22 protein-coding genes and 1 tRNA gene are annotated in these 25,329 nt (G+C 39.3%); 16 read left to right on the forward strand and 7 right to left on the reverse strand.

Annotation, left to right across the window (positions count from 1 at the left end):
* The first annotated feature begins 11 nt into the window (after nucleotides 1-11).
* The 5 genes from JR334_00875 (at nucleotide 12) to JR334_00895 (ending at nucleotide 10,561) form a co-directional block, all read left to right on the forward strand.
* Nucleotides 12-905, forward strand: a complete 894-nt coding sequence (locus JR334_00875) for a GIY-YIG nuclease family protein (GenBank protein QRN85824.1) — start codon at nucleotides 12-14, stop codon at nucleotides 903-905.
* An 8-nt stretch (nucleotides 906-913) separates the two neighbouring features.
* Entirely contained in the window at nucleotides 914-3,805 is a 2,892-nt protein-coding gene (locus JR334_00880) for a DEAD/DEAH box helicase family protein (protein ID QRN85825.1), read from the forward strand.
* Between the two features lie 349 nt (nucleotides 3,806-4,154).
* Complete coding sequence (locus JR334_00885; GenBank protein QRN85826.1) at nucleotides 4,155-6,158, forward strand: N-6 DNA methylase; 2,004 nt, start codon at nucleotides 4,155-4,157, stop codon at nucleotides 6,156-6,158.
* 1 nt (nucleotide 6,159) lies between these two features.
* Complete coding sequence (locus JR334_00890; GenBank protein QRN85827.1) at nucleotides 6,160-7,401, forward strand: restriction endonuclease subunit S; 1,242 nt, start codon at nucleotides 6,160-6,162, stop codon at nucleotides 7,399-7,401.
* 16 nt (nucleotides 7,402-7,417) lie between these two features.
* Nucleotides 7,418-10,561, forward strand: a complete 3,144-nt coding sequence (locus tag JR334_00895; protein QRN85828.1) for an HsdR family type I site-specific deoxyribonuclease — start codon at nucleotides 7,418-7,420, stop codon at nucleotides 10,559-10,561.
* Here the strand turns inward: JR334_00895 and JR334_00900 are convergent, their stop codons facing one another.
* Nucleotides 10,562-11,098: a restriction endonuclease subunit S gene (locus JR334_00900; protein ID QRN86819.1), complete on the reverse strand. Its 537-nt coding sequence runs from the start codon at nucleotides 11,096-11,098 to the stop codon at nucleotides 10,562-10,564.
* Nucleotides 11,099-11,125: 27 nt separating this feature from the next.
* On the opposite strand from JR334_00900, the gene JR334_00905 reads away from it, so the two are divergent.
* From JR334_00905 to JR334_00930, 6 genes are all read left to right on the forward strand, one after another.
* On the forward strand, nucleotides 11,126-11,689 hold the full coding sequence (locus tag JR334_00905) for a restriction endonuclease subunit S (protein ID QRN86820.1): 564 nt from the start codon (nucleotides 11,126-11,128) through the stop codon (nucleotides 11,687-11,689).
* Between the two features lie 5 nt (nucleotides 11,690-11,694).
* A complete protein-coding gene (locus tag JR334_00910; protein QRN85829.1) occupies nucleotides 11,695-12,621 on the forward strand; it encodes a site-specific integrase in 927 nt (308 codons plus the stop codon).
* A 373-nt stretch (nucleotides 12,622-12,994) separates the two neighbouring features.
* Entirely contained in the window at nucleotides 12,995-13,897 is a 903-nt protein-coding gene (locus tag JR334_00915) for a GIY-YIG nuclease family protein (protein QRN85830.1), read from the forward strand.
* Between the two features lie 47 nt (nucleotides 13,898-13,944).
* Nucleotides 13,945-14,526: a hypothetical protein gene (locus JR334_00920; protein ID QRN86821.1), complete on the forward strand. Its 582-nt coding sequence runs from the start codon at nucleotides 13,945-13,947 to the stop codon at nucleotides 14,524-14,526.
* Nucleotides 14,527-14,558: 32 nt separating this feature from the next.
* Nucleotides 14,559-14,960 carry a hypothetical protein gene (locus JR334_00925; protein QRN85831.1) on the forward strand — a complete coding sequence of 134 codons (402 nt, stop codon included), beginning with the start codon at nucleotides 14,559-14,561 and terminating at the stop codon, nucleotides 14,958-14,960.
* Nucleotides 14,961-15,376: 416 nt separating this feature from the next.
* Nucleotides 15,377-15,928, forward strand: a complete 552-nt coding sequence (locus JR334_00930; GenBank protein ID QRN85832.1) for a hypothetical protein — start codon at nucleotides 15,377-15,379, stop codon at nucleotides 15,926-15,928.
* 937 nt (nucleotides 15,929-16,865) lie between these two features.
* Here the strand turns inward: JR334_00930 and JR334_00935 are convergent.
* The 5 genes from JR334_00935 to JR334_00955 form a co-directional block, all read right to left on the reverse strand.
* A tRNA-Pro gene (locus tag JR334_00935) sits at nucleotides 16,866-16,942 on the reverse strand.
* A gap of 138 nt (nucleotides 16,943-17,080) precedes the next feature.
* Nucleotides 17,081-18,346, reverse strand: coding sequence for an FAD-dependent oxidoreductase (locus tag JR334_00940; protein ID QRN85833.1), 1,266 nt, complete (start codon nucleotides 18,344-18,346; stop codon nucleotides 17,081-17,083).
* A gap of 50 nt (nucleotides 18,347-18,396) precedes the next feature.
* Entirely contained in the window at nucleotides 18,397-18,954 is a 558-nt protein-coding gene (locus JR334_00945) for a YeeE/YedE family protein (GenBank protein QRN85834.1), read from the reverse strand.
* Between the two features lie 16 nt (nucleotides 18,955-18,970).
* A complete protein-coding gene (locus JR334_00950) occupies nucleotides 18,971-19,198 on the reverse strand; it encodes a sulfurtransferase TusA family protein (GenBank protein QRN85835.1) in 228 nt (75 codons plus the stop codon).
* 17 nt (nucleotides 19,199-19,215) lie between these two features.
* Nucleotides 19,216-19,917 (reverse strand): YeeE/YedE family protein, encoded by a 702-nt coding sequence (locus JR334_00955; GenBank protein ID QRN85836.1) that lies wholly within the window; start codon nucleotides 19,915-19,917, stop codon nucleotides 19,216-19,218.
* 180 nt (nucleotides 19,918-20,097) lie between these two features.
* On the opposite strand from JR334_00955, the gene JR334_00960 reads away from it, so the two are divergent.
* A complete protein-coding gene (locus JR334_00960; GenBank protein ID QRN85837.1) occupies nucleotides 20,098-21,012 on the forward strand; it encodes a LysR family transcriptional regulator in 915 nt (304 codons plus the stop codon).
* On the opposite strand, the gene JR334_00965 is transcribed toward JR334_00960, so the two are convergent.
* On the reverse strand, nucleotides 21,009-21,230 hold the full coding sequence (locus JR334_00965) for a sulfurtransferase TusA family protein (protein ID QRN85838.1): 222 nt from the start codon (nucleotides 21,228-21,230) through the stop codon (nucleotides 21,009-21,011). The genes JR334_00960 and JR334_00965 overlap by 4 nt on opposite strands.
* Nucleotides 21,231-21,331: 101 nt before the next feature.
* Between JR334_00965 and JR334_00970 the strand changes: the two genes are divergently transcribed.
* Genes JR334_00970 through JR334_00985 form a run of 4 tightly spaced genes read left to right on the forward strand, consistent with a single transcriptional unit; the run spans nucleotide 21,332 to nucleotide 25,310 of the window.
* Nucleotides 21,332-22,474 carry an aminotransferase class V-fold PLP-dependent enzyme gene (locus JR334_00970; GenBank protein QRN85839.1) on the forward strand — a complete coding sequence of 381 codons (1,143 nt, stop codon included), beginning with the start codon at nucleotides 21,332-21,334 and terminating at the stop codon, nucleotides 22,472-22,474.
* On the forward strand, nucleotides 22,467-23,165 hold the full coding sequence (locus tag JR334_00975; GenBank protein ID QRN85840.1) for a glycosyltransferase family 2 protein: 699 nt from the start codon (nucleotides 22,467-22,469) through the stop codon (nucleotides 23,163-23,165). The genes JR334_00970 and JR334_00975 overlap by 8 nt, the downstream gene beginning before the upstream one ends.
* Nucleotides 23,162-24,409: an ATP-grasp domain-containing protein gene (locus JR334_00980; protein QRN85841.1), complete on the forward strand. Its 1,248-nt coding sequence runs from the start codon at nucleotides 23,162-23,164 to the stop codon at nucleotides 24,407-24,409. Before JR334_00975 ends, JR334_00980 begins: the two co-directional genes overlap by 4 nt.
* Complete coding sequence (locus JR334_00985) at nucleotides 24,399-25,310, forward strand: ABC transporter substrate-binding protein (protein ID QRN85842.1); 912 nt, start codon at nucleotides 24,399-24,401, stop codon at nucleotides 25,308-25,310. Before JR334_00980 ends, JR334_00985 begins: the two co-directional genes overlap by 11 nt.
* Nucleotides 25,311-25,329 lie beyond the last annotated feature (19 nt).

Here is a 25,329-nt window from a genome sequence, read left to right on the forward strand (position 1 = left end):
GGAGGCGCAATATGGCCACAAGAGGGAAAAGTATAAATCTTTATTTAATGGACGGTGAGCCAGTCGGACGCATTAAATGCACACTTGCCAACTGGACTGGTGTGGCCTATAAGATCCCACGCACTGCTTTAGATCTTTGTAAAGAGCGAGATGATTTGAAGCAAAGCGGCATCTACTTTCTTTTTGGCACATCCGACCAAACAGGTAATAATATCGTCTATGTCGGTCAAGCAGGCGCACGCAAAAATGGCGAGGGTCTGCTATACCGCTTGCAGGAACATAAACGCAACCCAAATAAGGATTACTGGACGGAAGCCGTTCTCTTTACAACCTCCAATAACTCCTTCGGACCAACGGAGATAAGCTATCTTGAAAATCGTTTCTGTGGACTTGCGCTTGCGGCGAAGCGATATGATGTCAGGAACGGAAACGACCCGACACAAGGTAACATCACAGAGGAAAAAGAAAGCGAGCTTGAAGAATTTGTCGAATACGCCCGCATTGTTATGGGGACGCTTGGACATAAAGTCTTCGAGCCGCTTGCGGCGCATTCTGCCACTGCATCAGATGATGCTGACGCACACATCGTTATTGCCGACGAGCCGCTGCTCCAGTTTGACAGACCCGCAGGAAAAGCCATGGGTCATCGCACGAGTGAAGGGTTTGTTGTCCTTAAGGGCAGTGTTCTATCTATCAAGTTACAACGCAGTTGCCCGGAGAACGCTCGAAAGTTCCGCATGAAATATTCAGATAAGATTGATGCAAACGGCATCTTGATCGAGGATGCTCTTTTAACCAGTCCTTCGGCGGCGGCGGCTTTCGTTGGTGGTTCCAGCCTCAGCGGAAACATCACATGGAAAACCGCTGATGGCAGAACGCTTAAGGATATCGAGAGCAAGGAGTGAGGTGTTTTATGTCAGTCTTTGTGGAACATAGAGATAAATTTATACTTGAACCAAAAAGTGGTATCGGCTTAAGAAAATGTCAATTAGGTGCAATTTGGGCGTTAAAAAGTGCTTTCATAGCTAACTCGCCTGAGGTTGCAGCTTTAATTAGTATGCCAACAGGATCAGGGAAAAGTGCAATAATGATGGCGGCATGTTTCGAACTGGGTCTTTCCAAGATACTAATTATTGAACCTTCCAAAGTTTTGAGGAATCAAATATGTGAGCAATTCCGAAGTTTAGACATATTAAAACGAATTGGATGCTTACCTAGTGACTTCCCGGAAGCCAAGGTGTTTGAAGTTACGCACATCCAATCAGCAGATGATTGGTCTGATATAACTGAGAAAAACGATATAATTGTAGCACATCCAAATAGCATATCACCATACTATAAAAGGATATCACCACTCCCGGCAGACTTAATTGATGCGATTTTTATGGATGAGGCTCATCACGAGGCTGCTCCGACATGGAAAGCTATAAATACCTATTATAGAAGTGTTAAAAGGATATTTTTGACTGCAACACCATTTCGACGTGACCGAAAAGCCATGGAAGCAAAGTTGATATATCATTATTCACTTAAGCAAGCTTTTGATGATAATATATTAAGGCCAATTGATTTTCTAGGTGTTCGAGCTGGATCGAGCGATTATGATAGTGATTCAATACTCATCGAAGCAGCTAAAAAAGCCTTCAAAGACGAGAAGTCTCGAAATCCTGTTTCCATAATGATTAGAACTGATAGAATTAGTCATACACAACAATTGTTAGAGAGGTATAATTCATCTGGGTTCAAAGTGGATGTAGTTCATTCGGATCGAGAAGATAAGGAAAATTTGCGTGTAGTTAATGAGGTCAAAGAAGGCAAACTTGACGGTCTAATAAGTGTCGGTATGGCTAGTGAAGGTTTAGATATACCCATGTTAAAAATTGCAGTTTTACATACTACACCAAAATCCATCCCTTATACAATCCAATTTCTTGGAAGGATATCGAGGCAACCCACTGAACAATCAGGCAACGCAATTTTAATTGCGAACACCGATGAAGTGCGTGGTGAAGTTTATCGTCTATATAATTCGGATGAAACATGGGCTAAGCTTGTCCCTCAACTAATTGATGAGAGTATGAGGAAGGCTCGTTATTATAGATCAGTATTAATTGATGATCCTGATTTTGTTTTGCCTGATTTGAATATTTATTTTAGTGCAATAATTTATGATGTTGAAGATAACTTTACTTTTAATACTGAATTCAATGTGAAGAGCACATCTCCTTATAGAATCTCATATATTTCGCAGCAAGATATTAACAACCCACTTGTAGTTATAACTGAAATGGATAAGCCAATTGAGTGGGCGAATAGAGAAATCTATATTGGAAATTATTTGGATATCCATATTTTTTATCATGTTCCTGATAAAAACCTTCTTTTCGAATTGACTTCGAGCGAAGAAGCTTTGGATGCATTCTCTGAGAATTTATATATAGGTGATATTAAGATTATTTCTCATTCAAAACTATATAAAGCTCTATCAAAGTTTGATACCCAAAATTATCTAATGGTTGGTATGAAAAATGCGATTATGCCGGGATCATCCCACCCTTCATATAAGACCTTTATTGGAAATAGTGTTCAAGATACCATTAGAAATTCTGAGGGGAGAGTTTTTGGGGTTGGACATGCACTTATGAAAATGGGGGAAAAGAAGACATGGGGAATTGCAACAAAGAAAGGTAGAGTCTGGGCCATGAAAAGAGGCACACTTGACGAATATCAGTCATGGTGTGATGATATAGCTGATTTGCTTACCTCCTGTGCTGATCGGACAACATTACCGGGTCTATCTTTTCTAGCTAGTACAACTCCAATAAATATGCTTGATGAGATTCCATTAGCAGTAATTCCTGACGATTCTTTTTTTAGAGCTAATCTCCTTTCAATAAGTATAAAAGGAGATAAAATATATACAAATGTTGTGCCCAATATTGAACCCCTCTCTTTTGATAAAACCACGGGTAACTTGATAAGTATTTTGTCTATAGAGTCATTCTCTTGTAAGATAATTATGAATTTCAAAAATTCTCCGTTATGGGCAGTTGTCTCAGATGAAGATATAAAAGTTACATTAGTTAAAAACCAAATCAATGTCACCACTGCAAGTCTGGAGAAGATTATAAACGATTTTCCACCCACTCTCATAATGCCAAAGGGTTATATTGTTGAGGGGAGAACCAAAATAACACCCAATAGCTCCGTAGAAAACTTACCAAACGGATTGTGGGTTAAAAAGGATTGGAGTAACTGTAACATAAAGGCTGAGGCATATAAGCCAAAACCAAAGCCTAAAGAATTACCAGTGATAAATCAAACTATAGAATATATCAAAGTCGAATTTGATAGACAATCAGACGTTCTAGTTCTTGATGATGGTGCACATGAAATAGCCGATGTGATCTGGATTCAAGGATCAAAACATATTATCCATTACATACATTGTAAGCCATCAAGTACCTCTAAGCCTGGCTGCCGTAAAGGAGATTGTGATATTGTTTTTACTCAAGCAATGAGAAGTGTTCACTGGGTGCACTCAGAGTTAATGTTTGAAAGACTGAGCGAGAGACTTGGTGGAAAGTCAAAAATTATTCTTGGGAACCAGCAGTTACTAGATGATATCGCGAAAAACTTTAGGGTAAACGAATGGCATTACAAAATTGTAGTCGCTCAACCCGGTTTTGATATAGTGAAAGTGTCAAATCGAATTAGGAAAAATAATAATATATATGAGTTGGCAATACCCACTTATGAGAGGATTATTGCAGGACTCGCTGACTTTGAAATATGGGGCAGCTAAATAACAATCGACTAGTTATCAAGAACGCAAGGTTAAAAATCGGCTCAAAACATAAGTGCCGTCCTCTTAAATCATTATTTACCTATTCGCGCGAAGTGATAAATAGAGAAATACATACCCGGTATCAATCTGTAGTTATGGTTCCAACCGGTTTTAGAAACTGATATAACCTTTCAATTTTGCCTACACTATTTAATTATTCACCATAGCTACATTTTTGCAGGGTATGCAGCAAGTGGGCACCAGCCCCAACTGACCATTAAACGATATTTGTATAAGTATAAAAAGCTCTCTGAGGGTTGACAAAATCCTCCGAAGCCCTTTGTTTTAAGCCTTTTTCAGCACATATGTGCCGGATAAGGCTTTTTCTTTTTGTATCAAAATCAGCAGGAACATAGATCCGACGAGTGGGTCAGGTAGCTTGCTGATAAATATCGGTCGAAGTGTTGCTAAGCACATAGATGATGACGATAACATCAAATACTATGCTCAAGAGCTCAAGCAAAATACATATAACCTAACTCGTATGAATATAATAATGCGTGGTATTCTACCGTCTAACATCACGACTCGCAACGGCGATACCTTAGAGGACGATTGGCCGTATTTTGAAAATAGTGATCCGGTTGGCACGTATAACCCCTTGTATGTAGATGCGGTTGTTTCCAATCCACCGTATTCGCAAAATTGGGATCCAGAAGGCAAAGAAACTGACCCGCGTTATGCTCGTTTTGGCCTGGCGCCAAAAGGTAAAGCTGATTACGCTTTTCTACTACACGACCTATATCATATCAAGCCTGATGGCATCATGACCATTGTTCTTCCACACGGTGTTTTATTTCGTGGTGGTGAAGAGGGTACAATCCGTAAGAATCTGATTGAGAACAACCACATCGATGTCATTATTGGGTTGCCTGTCAATATATTCTTTGGTACGGGCATACCAACCATCATCATGGTGCTTAAGCAAAAGCGTGAAAATACTGATGTGCTAATTATCGATGCATCTAAGGGTTTTGTAAAAGTTGGAAAAAATAATATACTTCAGGCTTCAGACATCAAACGAATTGCAGATACGGTAGCAGCACGTAAAGATGTGTCGAAGTTTTCTCGTGTGGTCTCTCGAAGTGAGATTCGCAGTAATGAATACAATCTCAACATCCCACGTTACGTTGATTCTTCCGAAGCTCCTGAAAGCTGGGATATTTATGCCTCCATGTTCGGAGGTATACCTAAAAAGGAAATTGAAGAACTTTCTGACTTTTGGCAGACTTTTCCTGAGCTGAAGACAGATTTGTTTATTAGGGACACTGGTGAGCATGTAGATGTTGCTGAGGGTAATCTCAAGGATATCATCAAAAATCATCCGAATGTAGTCTCTTTCAAAGAACACTTTGCGAGGGCTTTCGAAGGTTTTGATGTTGAGTTGTACACCCATCTTATAGAGGGGATGGAGACTTTAAATATTTCCAAGGAAGAAACTGTACTTAGCGATGAAATTTTCAGTCGTTTAGCATCTGTGCCACTAGTTGATGAATACAAGGCATACCAGCTCCTAAATGATGAGTGGGTCAAGATAGCTGTTGACTTGGAAATGATTCAAACAGAAGGCTTCGAAGCTACTAAGCAAGTTGAACCTAACATGGTCTCAAAGAAAAAGAATGGCAAAGATGTCGAAGTTCAAGAAGGTTGGCAAGGTAGAATTATACCATTTGATTTAGTTCAAGGAGCGCTACTTCACAAGGAAACAGTAGCTTTAAAAGCAAAAGAAGAACGCCTTATACAGGTAAATTCTTTGCAACAAGAAATCTTTGATTCGCTCACGGAAGAAGAAAAGGAAGATTTGAACGATGTTCTAAATGACGATAACACTGCATTTCTGACAAGTTCAGTGAGTAAAGTGGCTAAAGCGCTACTTAAAGAGCTACTTAAAGAGCATGCTGCGGAATACTACGCAGACGATAGCCCAGAGGGTAAGCTTCTTGCCATGAAGAGCTTGCTCGACGAAGAAAAGGCTCTAAAGAAAGATATTAAGACTGATTCCACAAAGCTGCACTTACTCACTAAAGAAACCATTGAAAACTTGCTAGATGAACAAGTCTATTCTTTACTGGAATTGAAATGGATCACTCCACTGATGTCAGAATTACAACAGATGCCGGCAGCTATTCTCGATGACCTTGCAGTGAAGGTACAGGCGCTTGCGGATAAATATTCTATTACCCTTTCTGATGTGGAAGAAGAAATAATTGAAACAGAAGGAATGCTCGCGTCCATGCTGGAACAGCTCACTGCCAGCGAAGTGGACATTAAGGGGCTGACTGAACTAAAAAAACTGTTGGGAGGTGAGTGAAATGCTTGAAAAAGCAAAAGTCCCCGCGATTAGGTTCAAAGGCTTTACCGACGCTTGGGAACAGCGTAAGTTGAAAGAAATTGCAGATAAGGTCGTAGAAAAGAATGTAAAACTGCAATTTACAGAAACATTTACGAATTCGGCAGAGTTTGGAATAATTAGCCAGCGCGATTATTTTGACCACGATATTTCAAATGCAGACAACTTGGGCTCCTATTATGTGGTAAGAAATGAGGATTTTGTTTACAATCCAAGAATTTCAACATTTGCACCTGTTGGACCAATTAACCGTAATAAATTAGGCAGAAACGGTGTAATGTCACCACTTTATACAGTTTTAAGAACTCATGACATTGATAACACTTTTCTCGAACAGTATTTTAGGAGCTTATATTGGCATTCGTTTATGAAATTGAACGGAGACTCAGGTGCAAGGTCTGATCGTTTTTCAATTAAGGACTCTGTGCTTATTGAGATGCTGATTCCATACCCAGGTTTGAAAGAGCAACTAAAAATTGGGGAATATTTAACAAAACTCGACAACCTTATCACCCTTCATCAGCGTAAGCTTTTGAAATTGAAAAATGTTAAGAAAGCCATGCTTGAAAAAATGTTTCCCCAAAACGGCAGTAATGTTCCAGAAATTCGTTTTTCTGGATTTACTGATGCTTGGGAACAGCGTAAGTTGGGAGAGTTAAGCGATTCGTTTGAATATGGGTTAAATGCAGCAGCCACAGAATACGATGGAGAAAATAAATATATACGAATAACTGACATTGATGAAGAATCAAGAAGGTTTGTTGAAACTGATCTTACCTCTCCTAAAATTGACTTAAGCAATGCGGAAAACTATAAATTGAAAATCGGAGATATTCTTTTTGCTAGAACTGGTGCAAGTGTCGGGAAGTCCTATATTTACAATGAGTCCGATGGATTAGTGTATTATGCAGGATTTCTTATTCGAACAAGAATAAAGCCAGAATATAATGCTGAATTTGTTTTTCAAAGCACACTAACTAGTCAATATAATGACTACATTCGAATAAATTCACAACGTTCAGGACAGCCCGGAGTTAATGCACAAGAGTATGCAGAATTTAGTTTTCTTATCCCTGAATTTGATGAACAATATAAGATTGGTACATTTTTTAGGAACCTTGATAACCTTATCACCCTTCATCAGCGTAAGCTTGAAAAATTGAAGAATCTCAAAAAAGCTTTTCTTGAGAAGATGTTTGTATAAGAAAGGAGTGTGAACTGTGATATTTAAAACCGAAGCAGAATTTGAAGCAGCCATGATTGCTGCCTTACAAAATAAAGGTTGGGAAAATCAGGTTCTTAAATACCCGACAGAAGATACTTTACTGAAGAACTGGGCAGATATTCTGTTTGAGAATAATCGTGGTATTGATCGTCTGAATGACGCTCCTTTAACAGATACAGAAATGCAGCAGATTCTAGAGCAAATCCTGGCTCTTCGAAGCCCAATAAAGCTCAATGGTTTTATTAACGGAAAGACGGTTTCTATCATACGTGATAATCCTAATGATCCTTTACATCTTGGCAAAGAAGTAAGCCTCAAAATTTATGACCGCCGCGAAATAGCTGCTGGTCAAAGTAGATACCAGATTGCTCAACAACCGAGATTTAAGTCTAAATCAAAGATTCTCAACGACCGCAGGGGCGATTTGATGCTACTAATCAATGGCATGCCGGTGATTCATCTCGAACTGAAAAAGAGTGGAATTCATGTCAGCCAAGCTTATAACCAGATTGAGAAGTATTCCGATGAGGGTATCTTTACGGGAATTTTTTCATTGGTGCAGATATTTGTAGCGATGCAGCCGGAAGAGACGGTTTATTTTGCCAACCCAGGTCAAGATGGTGTTTTCAATAAGGACTTTTATTTCCATTGGGCAGATTTTAATAACGAGCCTATCAATAGCTGGAAAGATATTGCGACCTATCTTTTGTCAATTCCAATGGCACATCAGATGATTGGCTTCTACACGGTGGCTGATGATTCTGATGGCGTGCTAAAGGTGATGCGGAGCTATCAGTATTTTGCGGCCAATGCAATTTCTGATCGCGTTTCAAAGATTGACTGGAGTGAGAAACACCTGCTAGGAGGGTATATTTGGCATACAACAGGGTCAGGCAAAACGATGACGAGCTTTAAGTCTGCTCAGCTCATAGCAAACTCCAAGGATGCTGACAAGGTAATCTTCCTAATGGACAGAATAGAGCTTGGTACACAGTCGCTTCGCGAGTATCGTGCTTTTGCGGAAGACCATGAAGATGTCCAGGCAACTGAGGACACCCATGCCCTTATTGCTAAGTTGAAAAGTAAAAATCCTGCCGATACGCTGATAGTCACTTCGATTCAAAAAATGAGTAATATTAAGGATGAAGAAGGTGGTTTGAATTCTGCTGATATTGTAGTGATGAACTCAAAACGCATCGTCTTTATTGTTGATGAAGCACATCGTTCTACTTTTGGGGACATGCTGATTACCGTTAAACAGACCTTTCCAGGTGCTGTCTTTTTTGGATTTACCGGTACACCTATTCAGAAGGAGAATCAGAAAAAGAAAAACACGACATCGACAGTCTTTGGTGATGAACTGCACCGCTATAGTATCGCTGATGGTATTCGTGACAAGAATGTGCTTGGCTTTGACCCTTACAAGGTCCTGACGTATAAAGATATTGATATACGTAGAGCAGTGGCACTGATGAAAGCGAATGCTACAAAGGAAGAAGATGCTATCAAAGATTCGGAGAAAGCAAAAAAGTATTACTACTACATGGATACAGCCAAAGTAAAAATGGCAGGACACCGTGATAAAAGTGGTAAATATGTTCAAGGAATTGAAGACTATTTGCCAAGAGAACAATATGAATGTGTTAAACATAGGAAAAAGGTCATTCGTGATATTGTAGATAACTGGATGCGTTTGAGTCATGCCTCAAAGTTCCACGCGATTTTTGCTACTAGCAGTATCGCGGAAGCCATAGAATACTATAGATTGATTAAGGAATTAAAGAGTAATTTAAAAATCACAGCACTCTTTGATCCAAACATTGATAATAATGGCGGTGTGAAGTTCAAGGAAGATGGTCTTGTTGAAATTCTTGAAGATTATAATGAAAGGTTTGAACAGGACTTTACCTTAGCCACCCATGGAAAATTTAAAAAGGATATTGCAGCGCGGTTGGCGCACAAAAAGCCCTATGAACGTATTGAACGAACCCCCGAAAAACAGATTGACCTTTTAATTGTTGTCGATCAGATGCTCACAGGTTTTGACTCTAAATGGGTGAACACCCTTTATATGGATAAGGTGCTCAAATTTGAGAACATTATTCAGGCATTTTCTCGTACAAACCGTTTGTTTGGTCCGGATAAGCCTTTCGGAACGATTCGTTACTATCGTTATCCAAGCACAATGGAAAGAAATATCAATGAAGCGGTAGCTCTGTACTCAGGCAATAAGCCACTTGGCTTGTTCGTAGAACATTTGGATTATAACCTTGAGAAGATGAATCAAATATTTACGGATATCTCATGCCTGTATGCGTTGGCTGGTATTACGGATTTTTCTCACCTGCCAGATGATTTGGATAATTGCAGCAGGTTTGCCAAGCTGTTTAGTAGTCTTAATGAATTTATGGAAGCAGCAAAGATTCAAGGTTTCACATGGAAACAACAAAATTATCCTTTTGAGAATCCTAAAAAAGTTATTGAAATGACATTTGATGAGAACACTTATCTGATCTTGGCTTTGCGTTACAAAGAATTACTCACAGGAGGTGGAGGTGGTAGCGGCAGTGATATACCATTTGATATTGATAGTAATCTAATAGCCATCGACACTGGTAGAATTGATACCAATTACATGAACTCACGATTTGATAAATATCTTAAAGTGTTGCGCCAAGATGATATTGACAACGACCAGCTTCAAGCAACACTAGATGAGTTGCACAAATCTTTTGCGACTCTTACCCAAGAAGAACAGAAGTATGCCAATATTTTTATCCATGATGTTCAAAGTGGAAATGTTGAACTTGAGGATGGCAAGTTTTTTAGGGATTACATCACGGAATACCAGTTCTGCGCAAAAAAAGAGCAAGTCCACCAAGTAGCTAATGCTTTAGGGATTGATATTCAAAAATTGGTAAACCTTATGAATGTCGATATTCAAGAAGCGAATATCAATGAATATGGTAGGTTTGATGATCTGAAGAAAACTGTAGACAGAGATAAAGCAAGAGCTTATTTCGAAGCATTAGAAGGTACAAGTATAACAGCATTACGCCTGAGCATAAAAATTGAAAAGCTACTCAAAGACTTTATCCTCAGGGGAGGTTTTGATATCGACGAGCCTGAAAACAAATAACTAAATATGAATATTTGGTGAGAAAGAGTCAAACAGGTCTTGGCTCTTTTCTTTTTGCGGCTTACGCTGATGAAGGGTGATAAGGTTATCGAGTCGCTGAAATAGTAATCCGAGTTGCTTCTGCTCCGCTAAATTTTCCGGTGCAATGATGCAAATCCTCATCATTGTGTCAGCATTCAGTTTAGCACGACCACCACCGACCAAATAAGGCTCAATATTAGTTTGAGAAATAACATATTTTAAGAACTTGTTGTCTGCAATTTCCTTTTTCGCTTGAAGCACGTGAGCGTGGTTGTTTACCCATATTCTTCCATTTACATACTGTACAGGGTAGTTCTTTAAATCACTAGCACCATCTTCCGCGACAAGTATAAATTCACCATCGTGTGTATAACCTTCGACATAATCTTGAATACCGTTTGCTCCATAGTAAGGTGTACTTCCTGAGACTCTATCTAACGCCGTAATTGGGACTCGCAAATTGTCGTATCTATCGGCCCATGCATTTAACTTACGCTGTTCCCAATTGTTAGTGATTAAGACACATTAACAGAGACTTCTCAAATTCATAGTCTTAATCACTCTTGGGAACAGCGTAAGTTGAGTGGAATATTATGCTTATTAAAAGATGGAACCCATGGGACTCATCAAGATGTTGAAGACGGACCATTACTTTTGAGTGCTAAAAATATAAAAAACGGACAAATATGTTGGGATAGTTGTGATCGAAGAATATCGGGAAGTGAGTATGAAAAGATACATTCTAATTTTACTTTAGAAAAAGAAGATATTCTTCTAACAATAGTGGGTTCAATTGGAGAAACCGCTATTCTAAAGGATAATTATAGAATAACATTCCAAAGAAGTGTTGCTTATTTAAGACCAAAAACTAATGTGAATCCTGAATTTTTGTATAGTGAAATACAGTCGCCAAAATTTCAAAAAGAATTAATGAATCGAAAATCGACATCGGCACAGCCGGGAATATATCTTGGAGACCTATCAGTTATTCCTGTTTCTTATCCTAAAAATTTAGAGGAACAGAAACAGATCGGTAGTGCTTTTGTCAATCTTGACAAACTTATCACCCTTCATCAGCGTAAGCCACTTCTGCAAAGAAGGAGGTAAGCAGTATGTCAAATGAAGTTAGTAATGCAGATATTTTCTGCGATTATTATGCAAAATGGATTGATGTATACAAAAATGGTGCAGTTAGAAAAGTGACTATGGATAAATACTTGATGACACGCAAGTGGCTGGTCAAGCTTGTTCCGGGTTTGAGAATGAATGAACTTGATCGAACTCGATACCAACAATTACTCAATGAATATGCTGAGCACCATGAAAGGCAGACAGTTATGGATTTTCATCATCAGCTTAAGGGAGCAATTCTTGATGCTGTAGATGAAGGCTTGATTGACCGTGACCCTACTCGTAAAGCTATCATCAAAGGTAAAATTCCACGAGCCAAGAAAATAAAATATCTGAATCAATTTCAGCTTCAAACTTTGATTACATCTTTAGAACTAAAAGAAAAAATCAACTGGGATTATTTTATATTGCTGATATCAAAGACTGGTATGCGGTTCTCCGAAGCACTTGCGTTAACATCAGCGGATTTTGATTTTAGGAATCAGTCTGTGACTATAAGTAAGACTTGGGATTACAAAGGAAATGGGGGCTTTTTACCAACAAAAAATCGATCTTCGATACGCAAAATACAGATTGATTGGCAAACTGTGATTCGGTTTTCTGAGCTAACAAAAGGGATACCGCATGACAAGCCAATATTCGTAGATGGAAGGGTTTATAACTCGACCGTCAACCACAAGTTAGGACGCCTATGCAAGCTGTGCAAAATTCCAGTGATATCTATTCATGGTTTGCGACATACGCACGCATCTCTCTTGTTGTTTGCTGGCGTATCTACTGCCAGTGTAGCAAGAAGACTTGGGCATTCGAGTATTAACACAACACAAAAGACCTACTTGCATATCATTCAGGAACTCGAAAATAAGGACGTGGACTTGGTGATGCGATTGCTGGCTGGGCTTTCGTAAAATAATAGAGGTGGCTTATGCTAAGTAGGGAGGATGACAATTAGTCATCTTCCCTTGAATTATTGTCTAAAAGGTATAATGCTTCAGTTTGTGAGCTACTTGCTTTCAAGCACAGATAAAATGTATAATAAATGTATGGATGTGTTTGCGCGACTTTGACATAACGGCTTCTCAAGTGGAGCATCTACCTATATCAGAAATTACAAGAGCGAATACAATGTCAAAGATGAATCCAAGGAAATTATTTATGGTATCCATTATTGGAATGTAGTAATGTAAGATTGAGAAAGGGAACAGAAGATATCCAGCACAGTGTGCCTGAAATCTTTGCTGAATAAATGATATCTAATGTAGTTCGAGGAGGTTATACGATATGAAAGCTCGAGGCAAAAGTATAAACCTATATTTAATGGATGGGACAGCGAGTGGTCGCATTAAATGTACTTTAGCAAACTGGACTGGTGTAGCGTACAAGATACCTAGAACTGAGTTAGAGAAATGTAAAGAACGATATGATCTCAAACAGAGTGGGGTATATTTTTTGTTTGGTACTTCTGATCAAACCGGGGAGAATGTTGTTTATATTGGACAAGCTGGAGTGAGAAAAAACGGAGAAGGAATTCTTTATCGCTTACAGGAACATAAGAGCAATCCTGATAAAGATTACTGGACCGAGACCGTTGTGTATACAACCTCAAATAATTCCTTCGGTCCTACAGAGATTAGTTATCTTGAAAACCGATTTTGTAATTTAGCTACGGAAGCAAAACGATATATTGTTAAGAACGGAAATGATCCTACATCTGGGAATATAACAGAAGAAAAAGAAAGCGAACTGGAGGAATTTATAGATTACTCCAAAATCGTTATGGGTACATTTGGATATAAAGTTTTTGAACCATTAAATAAAGATAGTTCATTTATTGAAGAATCGTCAGTAATTAATGAGAGTAAAGAATTGTTTCTGCACATGAAACGTAAGAGCCGAAAAAGTAGAAAGATTATTGAGGCTAATTGCAAACAAACAAATGAAGGATTTGTTGTACTTAAAGGTAGTCGTATCGAGACAATTGATTCAGACAGCATCCCAACTGGTGTCAAGGAAAGTCGCCAGAAAGCAGCTATTGATGAAAATGGAATTTTGCAGGAGGATATACTTTCCCAAAGTCCATCTTATGCTGCAGCATTTGTCATCGGTGGCCATGCTAATGGGCTAACTGCTTGGAAAACTACTGATGGAAAAACATTAAAAGAAATTGAAAGCAGCGAACCATAACTACTAGAAAATAGGAAAAAGTAATTTACAAAGAGGGTGTGAATAGAATGAGCTCTAATAGCCCATATTATAGAAATTTGATAAAGCAGGTAGTTGATAATTCCGAGGCTTCAATTTGGGAAGATGCTATATATGAGTGGGAAGTTTTTGATTGTGAAGAAGATGAAACTCTTTTCTTATCTTGCATCTGTGGGAAGGAAAAATTACGCTATCTTTTTACAATAAGGAATATGGAAAACGGAAACATGCTTTATCCGATAGGTAGTTCATGCATTAAGAAGTTTGAGAGAGATGACTTAAACCAAGACGCATCAATAAAAGAGCAATTATTTAAGTTACTACACGCGATTGAAAAAAACGAGTACATAATGTTTTCACGGGAGTATTTTTCAAGGAAACTTCTGGTATATCTATATGAAGAGGGCGCTTTCCAGGCAAACATCTATAACAGATTTAACCCCGAAGGGGATTTTGAATTCCTGCTGAAGATGTTTAATAAGCGAGACAAGGATACTATAACACTAGCTCAAGATAGAAAAATTAAAGCTATTATTATGGGATCTATCAGACCGTTCTTAAGAAAATTTTTAAAAGATAAGATCAAGCGGCAAAAAAGCAGTAGGATTTAATAATACTTAAAATAGTTTAAGGATATGAATTTATGAAATATTTTAAAAAAGAAAAAGTATATCCAAATGAAGCCTTTATTCAAGAAGCTATTGAGAATTATTTTTCGAACGAAGGATTTGAGATTCAGAAGGATGGTCAAATTGATCTCATCGCTGAAAAAAATGATGAAAAATGGATTATTGAAGCAAAAGGTATGACTTCACAAATTACTGTTGATTTTAACACATGCATAGGCCAGTTAGTAAAAAATATGGAATCTTCAACCTGGAATTATGCTATTGCTATTCCATATGAAGATAAATATAAAGTTCAGTGTATGAAATTACCAGATTATTTCAGAAACAACAACAACCTCTATATCATAATTGTTAATGAAAATGCGCAGATAAAAGTAATTACGCCGACAAATAATGTTGAAGATACCTGGAAATAAATTTAAGGAATACTGTGATATAGAGTTTGGGTATGTTTCCGAAATCGGGAAAAAAGTGAAAATAGCGTCCGCGTATTTACTTGAACGTCGATATGTGAATTTACGCTAAAGACATCAAAACGAACGCTCCGTCACACGTTGAGACAGTAGTATTGATATAAAGGGTATGAGTAGGTAGCTGGGAAGGATCATATAAGGACTTTTAGGGCATTGCTGTGAAAAAAATTGTGTAAATATTGCTTTGAGAGAACATTCCAAAGGCTTGATTTTGACCCTTAAAGAACGGATTAGATGTATTTCTGATTTATGGAGGTTGAGAGAGTAGGTTGAATATCTATATATGAGAGGAGATTAATGACAATAGGTACAGTATATTTCTTAACTGAGTTCGATTTAGTAAAAAATGGAGAAGTAAAATGGCTACTGGAAAAAAGGATAGGGGAGTACAGATACCATTGCAAGCGTGGTTAACAACACAGATTGTCATGGACATAGACACAATTTTGAAAACAAATCCTAATATAACCCTAAAGGAATATATTGATACACAAAAGGAAAAAACAAATGTATGGAATGAAAATCCTGATTTCCCAATTTATAACAGTGGTTATTTTTTAATGATGGCATATGCATTTCTTGTTGTTCCAAAGGAATCAATTGAAAAAAATAGTTTAGAAGTATTTTCAGATGAAATAGAAAAAATCTTAGAAAAAATGACAATCAGAACAAATGTGATACAGAATGGTCTTAATAATTGTGAAAATATTATTAGGCATCTTAGAAATGCAATATCTCATGTAAATATTGATATAATTGAAGATGATAAATTACTCTTTATTGATAAAAATGGTAAAAAAACTACTTTTGATGGAGATATGAGAATAAATGATTTTAAGGCTTTTCTAGTGGAGTTTTATAAAACCTATCATAAAAAGTATTGCGATAATTTTATAGTTGATTCAAATTAGCTAAAGCATTAGGATTTTAAGCAAATCATAGAAACTTGGTTTAAGTTTTTTCAATATAAAGGCCAGCTACTAAACGTCAAATTAACTAGAATGCCTTGATCAGCTTTTATTATTATCTTTCCACATTCACCGTCAGACCGGATTTAAATTCTACAGTGAATATGTCCTCATAGGCGTTAGATCTTATCAGCGACAGGTACCGATATTCTTAATCCTAACACGAATGGTATTCAGTTAATAAATACAGCAATAAGCAGAGCAAAAAAGAAACTTATTATCGTATGCGATTGTGGCTACTGGCGTAATTGGGAGGGTCAAATTATTAGTGAACTAATTCGTCTTGTGGATTTATATGCTAGGGATCATGATTGATTTAGCCGCTTGTTTGAGATGAATTGACTGAGAGTTGCACGATTATAGAATTGATATGTTGAGTAGGCTTGGACATATGCTGAGATTATCTTTGTTTAGGGTGAACAAGAAAAGATTAAAGTCTTAAGTTTTTGGTTTAAGGAAAAATGAGTAACGTAGTGTTATATGATGCTGGAGAATAGACATAGGAGCTTTGTACTGGGGCACAATGCGTTACTCAGCTAAAGTGAGTAAGAGTATTGAATTCACTAAATAATTGGACACAAGCGAATGTATAGATTCTCAGATGCAAGAGATTTTTATTGCTATGGTACATGGAAATCGGACTAGGTATAATTATGTATTCAACGAACTGATTGTTAACCATTACTCACGTTATCTAGCATTCAAACTACCATAGATTCATATGAAATATATGGTTTTAAAGCTTGCGAATAGTAATGCAACGGATACGTACGCTATGCGGAGTTGCACTGAAGTTGCATTATGTATATTTTTATTGCTAATTCAAGATTATCTAATAATAGTTAAAAGCCCGTAACCTAATGGTTACGGGCTTTCTATATGGTCGGAGTGACAGGATTTGAACCTGCGGCCTCTTGACCCCCAGTCAAGCGCTCTACCAAGCTGAGCCACACCCCGATACGTTGTATTATAAAGTATTGAGGGTGAAAATTACAGCTTTTTTTCTAGAATTTGTAATTTTTTATAATAAATACCAGAAGGAGGAAAGATTAAGGAGAGGAAAGATAGCATTCTCCTTCTGGTAGATATTAGACCTTAGTTACAGCTTTTGCAGGCGCTCTTAATTAGCTCATCAAAGGTATCCGTACAAAAACCCTCTTCACAAAGACCTTCATATAATATGCTAGACACTTGACCTTCATTGGTGAACACGACTGCTGGATAGTTGCTTACACCGAGGCGGTCAGCAAGTCCGGTGGATTTGTAGACATCCACTCTACTTACGGCAATAGAACCACCATTTGCTTTTTCATAGGCATCGATAACAGATAGGAATTTACGTGAGTCAGGATCAATTGCATTGTATACAAAGATTAAACCTGGTTTTTCACTCTGCATCAAGACTTCTTCAAACTGCTCAGACTCAGCGATATATTTTTCAGCAGCAAAACCAGCGATGGCACCATCTCCGACAGCAGTAGATACTTGTTTGAGCCACTTATCCCGCACGTCGCCACAAGCAAAGACACCAGGGTGGTTGGTTTCCATCCGCTCATTGGTAATGACATATTTGTGGCCACTCATGTTTAATGTACCCTCAAATATTTCTGTATTGGGCAGATAACCGATGAATTCAAAACAAGAGTCAGTTTCTACAGGAATGATCTCATTCGTTTTAAGGTTCTTCAAATTCACCTTCTCAAGCATTTCATCGCCTTCAAAGCTATCGACTACTGTATTCCAGTAAAAATTCATTTTGGGATTGGCCAGTGCTGCTTCCCTAGCAATTTCATTGCAGTCCATTTTTCCTTCATCGTGTATGATGGAAACACTTACTTTATCTGCAAACTTGGTTAGGAACATGCCTTCTTCAATTGCGGCATCACCAGAACCAATGACCAAGACGTGTTTGCCAGTAGTAGCTGCGGCATCACAAGTAGCACAAAAAGAGATGCCCTTATCAAAAAGAAACTTTTCTTCATTGAGAGCGCCAGTAGTTCTAGGACGTCCACCAGTCGCTACGATGACTGTTTTCGCGATGTATTTGTTGCGAAAAGTCTCAACTACTTGAACATCTCCACCAAAGCTTACAGATTTTACAGCGGTAAGCTTAAATTTCACACCCATTTCTTCAGCCTGTTTTTTCATTTCGTTGGTGATATGCTCACCCTTCGGTGCACCATTAAAACCAGAGTAGTTCTCGATGGCATTCGTATAGGTAGCCAATCCACCAATCAAGGCTTTTTCAATTAACAAAGTATTCAGACGAGCCCGGCCTGCATAGATGGCTGCCGTTAATCCTGAAGGACCTCCACCGATTACAACAACATCATAATTTTCAACTTTTTTTTCTCGCGCCATAATATACCTCTTTCATATACAAAAGAGCTTCCGAAGAAGCTCTTTTCAAGTTACATAAAGAATTTAACTAAGAGCTTACTGCCGACCATAGCTCCAAAGAACATAGCGAAACCGAAGACCCAACCACTCAAGGAGAGGGAGGAGATACCGCTATACAGGGCTCCTATGTTACATCCGAAACCAATCCTGGCTCCGTAACCCATCAGAAGTCCGCCGAGTATGGCTGCTACGACTTGTTTTTTATTTTTAATTTTCTTGATCTTAAATTGTGAAGCCATGAGGGTTGCAAATAGCGCACCCACGATGATTCCCAGATTCCTCATGGAACCTAGATGGTTTAGAAAACCTTGCTGCAATGTATTTTGAGCTCCAGCACTACTAAAGTAGTACCACTTGTCTACGCTGCCACCGAAAGCCTCGAAAATCCAGGCGCCCCAATTGGCGAATATACCAGATACGCCCCAGGGGCTACCGGTTACCGCCAACGTGCTGATCTGCAGGATGGACAAGAGAACTGCGCCCATAACATACGTGAAAGGATTCTTAAACCACTGTTGATAGATTTCGTTGTCCCGCAACTTATTAAAAACAGCTTTTAAGCTATCCATATGGGTACCCCCTAATTTACTTTGTTTTCTCGATGATTACTTCCCATTCAGCGTCGTCTACTTCTTCGATTTCCACGTTATGGCCTTCTTTTCTAGCCCACTCCGGAACGTTTTTCATAGCACAACTGTGGTCGATTTGAACGATCAAGACATCGCCAACTTCCATTTCTTTGAGTGCATTTTGTGCTTTTACCAATGGCACTGGACAAGCTTCACCTAAACTATCTATTATTACTTCTTTCATGATTCAATCCTCCTATTTTAATGATTCGATTTTTTTTGCTCCCATTTGAGAGCGACAACGTAGAGTACGGCAATCAGAAGGAGCTGTACAAAAACGGCTCCAGACCAACCAAAAATATCTGGTAGGAATACTGATTTTCCTTTAGAAATAAATAAATATTTCCACATCTCAAAATCATGTGCACCCCATAGTGATCCTACAACGAAGAAAACCAAGGCCAGCACCTGCATAAAGAAACCTTCTCCAACGCGCATCAACGTACCTGAAGCACATCCGCCGGCAATAACCATACCGATACCAAACATGAAAGCTCCGACAAGGGTAGCGAGACTAATTGGCACAACATAGCTCATACCTGGTATCGGAAGACCTTTTGCAAAGTAACCATACTTGATGGCGGTAAAACCTATGGTTGTAAGTGCGAAGGCAATGAGTACTGCCCTCGTCAGCGAAGTCCCACCAGTAAGGTAGGGGTCTCGCATGGAGGCGGTAAAACAGAACCGCGCCCTTTGTAATACAAAACCAAAAGCAATACCCGTCATCCAGAAAAATCCCAGCATGGCGGATCTCTGCGCAAGCAAAATGCCAATAATGACAAATACCAAAGCGGCGGCCAACCCAACTGGAATCATGTTCTTTTTGGGTTTTCGCGGCGCCCGGTTTCTCCTGCGCGTGGTACTGATAGAGCCCGATGAATTTGTATTGGTAGTTTCTGACATATCATCTTACTCCTGTCTTTGAAATTTTGTTTGACACATATTTCACAATCCCAACACAATTGTAACATCTTTCACGATAGTCGATTATTGGAATTTATGATACTATATTGTATATATTGATAACTAAAGATTAAGCCATATATATGGTCTGCGAAAATGTCGATTTCATAAGAAAAGCAAATGCTAGAAAGGAATACGATGAATATTGAGTCATTGAAGACATTCAAACTGGTGGTAGAAGCGAAGAGCATTTCCAAGGTAGCCTCTCAGGTACATATGTCACAGTCGGCTCTTAGCCAGTTGATTTCCAGAATTGAGGATTCACTAGGTTATAAGTTGTTGGAACGAAGCAACAAAGGTGTGGAAGTAACAGATATGGGTAAGATTGTTGTCAAGTATTCAGAAAACATCATCCGCAACTATGAGATGATGAATCAGGAATTGAAGCGCTACGAGCGCAAAATGGATACCGTGATGATCAACGGCAACTGGTCTTTGGTAAACTATTCGATTCCTTGTATCTTATACAAGGTAAAGAAAAGATTGCCCGACCATAAATATGAGCTCTTTTCCAGCTCCAACGAAGACACTGTGCGAGATATCGTCAATGATATCTGTGATATTGGATTTATCTCCTGCCATGCTAGGGAAAAATCACTATTGCATCATGTCATTGGTAAAGAAAAAGTGGTTCTGGTCGCGGCCAAGGACTATAACATCCCAGATAAGATTGATGTAGAGGATTTATACAAATACGAGTTTGTGAAGCTGAAAAATAGGGAGAGTGTAAACTATTGCCTAAATAAGGAATTAGACTATGTAGGCGTTTCCTATGAATCCTTGAATGCTGTTTTTGAAGTGGATTCCATATCCTCCGTCAAATCATCTTTAGAAAATCGTTTTGGAATATCCTTCTTGCCATATATGGCCGTTAAAAAGGAATTGTTTGAGGGAAGATATAAAATCGTTGAAGTAGCAGGGCTTATGTTAGAGTACGATATTTTCATGATTACCAAGCAATGGAATCAACTGAGTGAATCAGTACGCGAGACCTTAAACTTAATGCAAGAACTGGGACGAGATGGTTTCTGCTAGCAATTTTTGGTAATCAAGACCTGGAAGATTCCATCATTTAGTTCTTTGATAGAATATGAAAACCTCATGCGGCTTAGAAATTCCTCGATGGATTCCCGCACACAATCGTGATCGGAAATCGCGATAAACGTCTCTCCCGGTTCACAAGATTCTAGCATTTTTTTGATTTTCAGGATGGGAATTGGACAGAAATCTCCAATGCAGTTAATTTCTTTCATAATGAGTGCCTCCATGAATTGGCATTGACTAGACCTAGAAATAGGTCTAGATTTATTATATCGTAAATTTGTCAGAGAGATAGGCTAAGAAAAGGTGTATTATGGATTTTAACAAAACATTTAAAAATGAGGCCATGAAAGAAGCCTTGAATAGAGCTTTCAACTCTGGTCATTGGCAGGGTCGCGGTCCATACACAAAAAAAGTGGAAACCCTTCTAGGCGAACGATTTGACCGTCAAGTTTGGATGATGACATCTTGCACACATGCGCTGGAATTGGCTGTACGACTATGTAAGCTAGACCGTGATGATGAGGTTATCTTGCCGTCCTATTCCTACCCATCCGATGCCAATGCCGTACTACTTTGTGGTGCCAAAATCTGTTATGCCCCCGTAGAAAAAGACAGCTATTGTTTAGATCTAGAGGCATTGCCAGGACTAATTTCGGATAAAACCAAGGCAGTTATCGTAATCCACTATGCCGGCGTAAGCTATAAGATTAAAGAATTGGCAAAATTTTGCCAGGACAGAGGCCTTATACTGATTGAAGATGCCGCCCAGGCCTTTGGGTCAACAGTAGACGGGCAAGCATTGGGTAGTTTTGGCGACTATGGTACCCTTAGCTTTCATTCCACAAAAAATGTAGGCTGTGGAGAAGGCGGTGCCCTTGTGGTCTCAGATAAACACAAGGACCAGTTCGAAGATATTGAATGCTTTTTGGAAAAAGGTACAGACCGGGCAGCATATACCCGGGGAAACAGAGAATTTTACCAGTGGACTGGTCTAGGGTCGAGTTTTGTAGTTAGTGATTTGCTCATGGCCATCTTGTATGAAGGATTAAAAACATTTGATGTAGACAACGAATTAAGATGCAGAGCCTACCAAAGCTATGTAGACTTTTTCAGACAGTTGAAGCATCCGGCAATCTTAAACTATTCTGGTAAAAAAGCAGTGGAAACAAAGCATAATGCCCATCTATTTTATCTGGTATTTCGAACAAAAGAGCAAGCACAAGTCTTTATCGAGGGAATGAAACAAAGAAAGATAGCCTGCTATCGCCATTTTTATCCCTTGCATGCGTCGACCTATGGTAAGAAATTTCTTTTGGAGTCAGAAAGTTTTACCTTAGAAGAACATCTAGGGGAATCCTTGGTCCGTCTGCCCCTTTACACCCGAATGACGAAACAAGAAACGAGTAATGTCCTTTCTTCAGTGGCAGAAGTAATGGGTAGGATTCATGGTTAGCGTCGTCATCCCTGTATTGAATGGGGAAAAATCCGTAAAAAAGGTCGTAGCCGGACTAATTCGGATGCAACAAAAAGAAGCCCTGGATTTGGAAATAATCTTGGTGGATGACGCAAGTCAGGATGCAAGTGAAGAAATAATTTTCGCGCTAGCAAACGAGCACCCTGTGGTACGGGCTTTCAAAAATGATACAAGAAAAGGACAACAAGATACCTTGTTAAAAGGCTTGGCACTTGCGCATGGAGACGTTTTGGTCACGATGGATGACGATTGCCAGCATAATCCTGAAGATATACCAAGGTTACTTAACATTGTGGCATCTGGCTATGATTTAGTATATGGCATATCTGGGCAAAAGGAAGCAGGATTCATCCGGTCGATAGGATCAAAAATGAGAGATGCTATGTTCCGCCATTTGTATCCCTCAATTGGGGAAAACAAGGTAGGGAGTTTCAGAGCCTTTACCAGAAGGCTCCACCTTGCAGCCAGGCGACATGATGGCAACTTCAATTATATATCTTGCATGCATCTAGAGCTAGAACCGCAAGTCGCTAGTATTACTACGACCCCGGGGTCTTCTGCACGAGATAAAAGCAATTATAATCTTCTTTCCTTGGTTCATTTATTGCTAAGAATATACTGGTACTATGGCCTAAGAAGGCCTTCTAACACGAGGAGAAAAGGTATATGAGAGTAATGATTTTAGGGGCAGGCTACAACCAGCTTTATGCCATAGAAAAGATCCAGAGTATGGGCTACCAAGCGGTGGCCAGTGACTATAATGTGGATTCTCCCGGCAAGAAAATCGCAGACCTATGCCAACTAGCCAGTACCTTTTCCTATGAAGAAACCTTGGCTGCGGCGAAAGAGGCTAAGATAGACGCGCTCTACACCAGCGGCTCAGATCAGCCAGTCTATATCGCAGCAAAAGTGTCAGAAACCTTAGGCCTTTATAGCAATCTGGATTCCCAAACCGCCCATTTGGTGACGAACAAAAAGGCGATGAAGGAACGCTTTACGGAGGCAGGAATTCCTTTTTTGAAAAGTCAGCTTGTGGATGAAAGCATAGAAGAGGCCTGCCTAGAAATTTCTTTTCCGGCCGTATTGAAACCCCAGGATTCACAAGGACAGCGTGGACTCTACCTGGTTCACTCCTACCAGGAAATGAAGAATAAACTTAGGGAAACCCTGAAGAATTCTAGACAAAAGCAGGCTATTTTGGAAAGCTATTATCCCAGTGATGAAATTACCATTAGCGGCTGGGTCAGGCATAAAAAAGTAAAAATTATCAGCGTCTGTGACCGCTTGCGTTTCTCAGATGAGCGAAGGCTGGGTATTTGCGTAGCGCATGAATATCCTTCTAAACATTTCGATGCCTATGGCGACCAGATTCGGGCCTATACAAACCGAATCGTCGAATCCTTTGGCATTGAGAATGGTCCCATCTATTTTCAAATGCTAATAGGCCGTGACGGCTTATTTGTCAATGAAATTGCCTGCCGCATAGGTGGCGCCTATGAGGATATGTATATAGAAAAATGTCTAGGCCTAGATATTGCTAGATTACAAATTTTGGAGGTTTTGAATAAGGCTAGTGAAAAAGAGTATCATAGGTTGCAAGCGGTGGAATTTCCAGCCAAGAAATATCTATCGGTGGAACTGTTTTTTGCTAGGCCAGGTACAGTAGCAAGGGTAAGTTCCAAACAATCGATGTGTGCCCTGCAAGGTGTAGTCGATGCCAGTATATTTTACCAGGTAGAGGATACGATCGTTGAAACAAAAAGAGCCTCACAAAGAGCAGGATTTGCCATAATATGTGCACCAGACCGGAAATCACTCAAGGAGAATATTGACCAATTCTACCAAACGGTACGCATCCTGGACGAATCCGGAAGAAATCTAATGTTAAAGCGAGGAATACCTCATGAACGATAGGCGCCTATTGATTGTTCTACTAGTTGTTGGATTGTTGAGCTGCGCTTGCAACAGGTCATCCGAAAAGGATGTTCTAAAAATTGCCGACCAATATGGAATGGCCTATGCACCGCTAGTCATAGTGAAAGAAAGAGCCATGCTTGAAGAAAAAGGCCTATCGGTAAAATGGGTACAATTGGGTAATGCTAGCGCTATGCGCGAAGCCATGCTGTCTGGCAACCTGGATATTGGCTTTATGGGGATCCCTCCCTATTTGATTGGCCGGGATAAGAAAATGGACTGGGACGTTTTTACGGGCCTTACACAGGCGAGGCTTGGTCTGGTGAGTAATGATGAATCAATCAAAAAGATTGAAGATATTGAATCCTTCCATAGAATTGCCCTTCCCCAACCAGGAAGCATACAACATATATTACTTTCCATGGCTGCAGAAAAAATGCTAGGAGATGCAACTGCCTTTGACAACCAGCTCGTAAGCATGAACCATCCAGATGGATTGCAGGCCCTCAGAACCAAGGCCGGTATCCACTTGCAGTTCACCTCTCCACCCTACGTGAGTATGGCCCTAGAAGAAGATGGATATCAACTTGTTTTGGATGGAGAGGAAGCCTTTGGTGGACCCTTTACGTTTATCATTGGGGTTGCTTCTGCTGAAAGTAGGGAGCAAAAGGCTGGGCAAATTGCACTATTACAAGAGACTTTGGAACAAGCCATTTCTTGGATGCATGACCAGCCTGAAGAGGCGGTAGCCCTTCTTTCAACTTACTATGACCTAGATCCAGAAGAGATTAGAGACTATTTGTTTACGGAACAGTTGCAGTTCGGCACAGAAGTGAAGGGGATGGAAACATTCCAATCTTTCATGCAGGATGCGGGCTATCTGGATGGAAAAGAGGAATGATGATGGAAAGATTTATAAG

This window comes from Clostridia bacterium, assembly GCA_016887505.1.
Lineage (GTDB): Bacteria > Bacillota > TC1 > TC1 > UBA5767 > UBA5767.

Bases quoted from the DNA above. Each gene is read 5' to 3' on its own strand.
- JR334_00875 (QRN85824.1), top strand. From the start codon at position 12: ATGGCCACAAGAGGGAAAAGTATAAATCTTTATTTAATGGACGGTGAG.
- JR334_00880 (QRN85825.1), top strand. From the start codon at position 914: ATGTCAGTCTTTGTGGAACATAGAGATAAATTTATACTTGAACCAAAA.
- JR334_00890 (QRN85827.1), top strand. From the start codon at position 6,160: ATGCTTGAAAAAGCAAAAGTCCCCGCGATTAGGTTCAAAGGCTTTACC.
- JR334_00910 (QRN85829.1), top strand. From the start codon at position 11,695: ATGTCAAATGAAGTTAGTAATGCAGATATTTTCTGCGATTATTATGCA.
- JR334_00915 (QRN85830.1), top strand. From the start codon at position 12,995: ATGAAAGCTCGAGGCAAAAGTATAAACCTATATTTAATGGATGGGACA.
- JR334_00920 (QRN86821.1), top strand. From the start codon at position 13,945: ATGAGCTCTAATAGCCCATATTATAGAAATTTGATAAAGCAGGTAGTT.
- JR334_00925 (QRN85831.1), top strand. From the start codon at position 14,559: ATGAAATATTTTAAAAAAGAAAAAGTATATCCAAATGAAGCCTTTATT.
- JR334_00930 (QRN85832.1), top strand. From the start codon at position 15,377: ATGGCTACTGGAAAAAAGGATAGGGGAGTACAGATACCATTGCAAGCG.
- JR334_00940 (QRN85833.1), bottom strand. From the start codon at position 18,346: ATGGCGCGAGAAAAAAAAGTTGAAAATTATGATGTTGTTGTAATCGGT.
- JR334_00945 (QRN85834.1), bottom strand. From the start codon at position 18,954: ATGGATAGCTTAAAAGCTGTTTTTAATAAGTTGCGGGACAACGAAATC.
- JR334_00950 (QRN85835.1), bottom strand. From the start codon at position 19,198: ATGAAAGAAGTAATAATAGATAGTTTAGGTGAAGCTTGTCCAGTGCCA.
- JR334_00955 (QRN85836.1), bottom strand. From the start codon at position 19,917: ATGTCAGAAACTACCAATACAAATTCATCGGGCTCTATCAGTACCACG.
- JR334_00960 (QRN85837.1), top strand. From the start codon at position 20,098: ATGCTAGAAAGGAATACGATGAATATTGAGTCATTGAAGACATTCAAA.
- JR334_00965 (QRN85838.1), bottom strand. From the start codon at position 21,230: ATGAAAGAAATTAACTGCATTGGAGATTTCTGTCCAATTCCCATCCTG.
- JR334_00970 (QRN85839.1), top strand. From the start codon at position 21,332: ATGGATTTTAACAAAACATTTAAAAATGAGGCCATGAAAGAAGCCTTG.
- JR334_00975 (QRN85840.1), top strand. From the start codon at position 22,467: ATGGTTAGCGTCGTCATCCCTGTATTGAATGGGGAAAAATCCGTAAAA.
- JR334_00980 (QRN85841.1), top strand. From the start codon at position 23,162: ATGAGAGTAATGATTTTAGGGGCAGGCTACAACCAGCTTTATGCCATA.
- JR334_00985 (QRN85842.1), top strand. From the start codon at position 24,399: ATGAACGATAGGCGCCTATTGATTGTTCTACTAGTTGTTGGATTGTTG.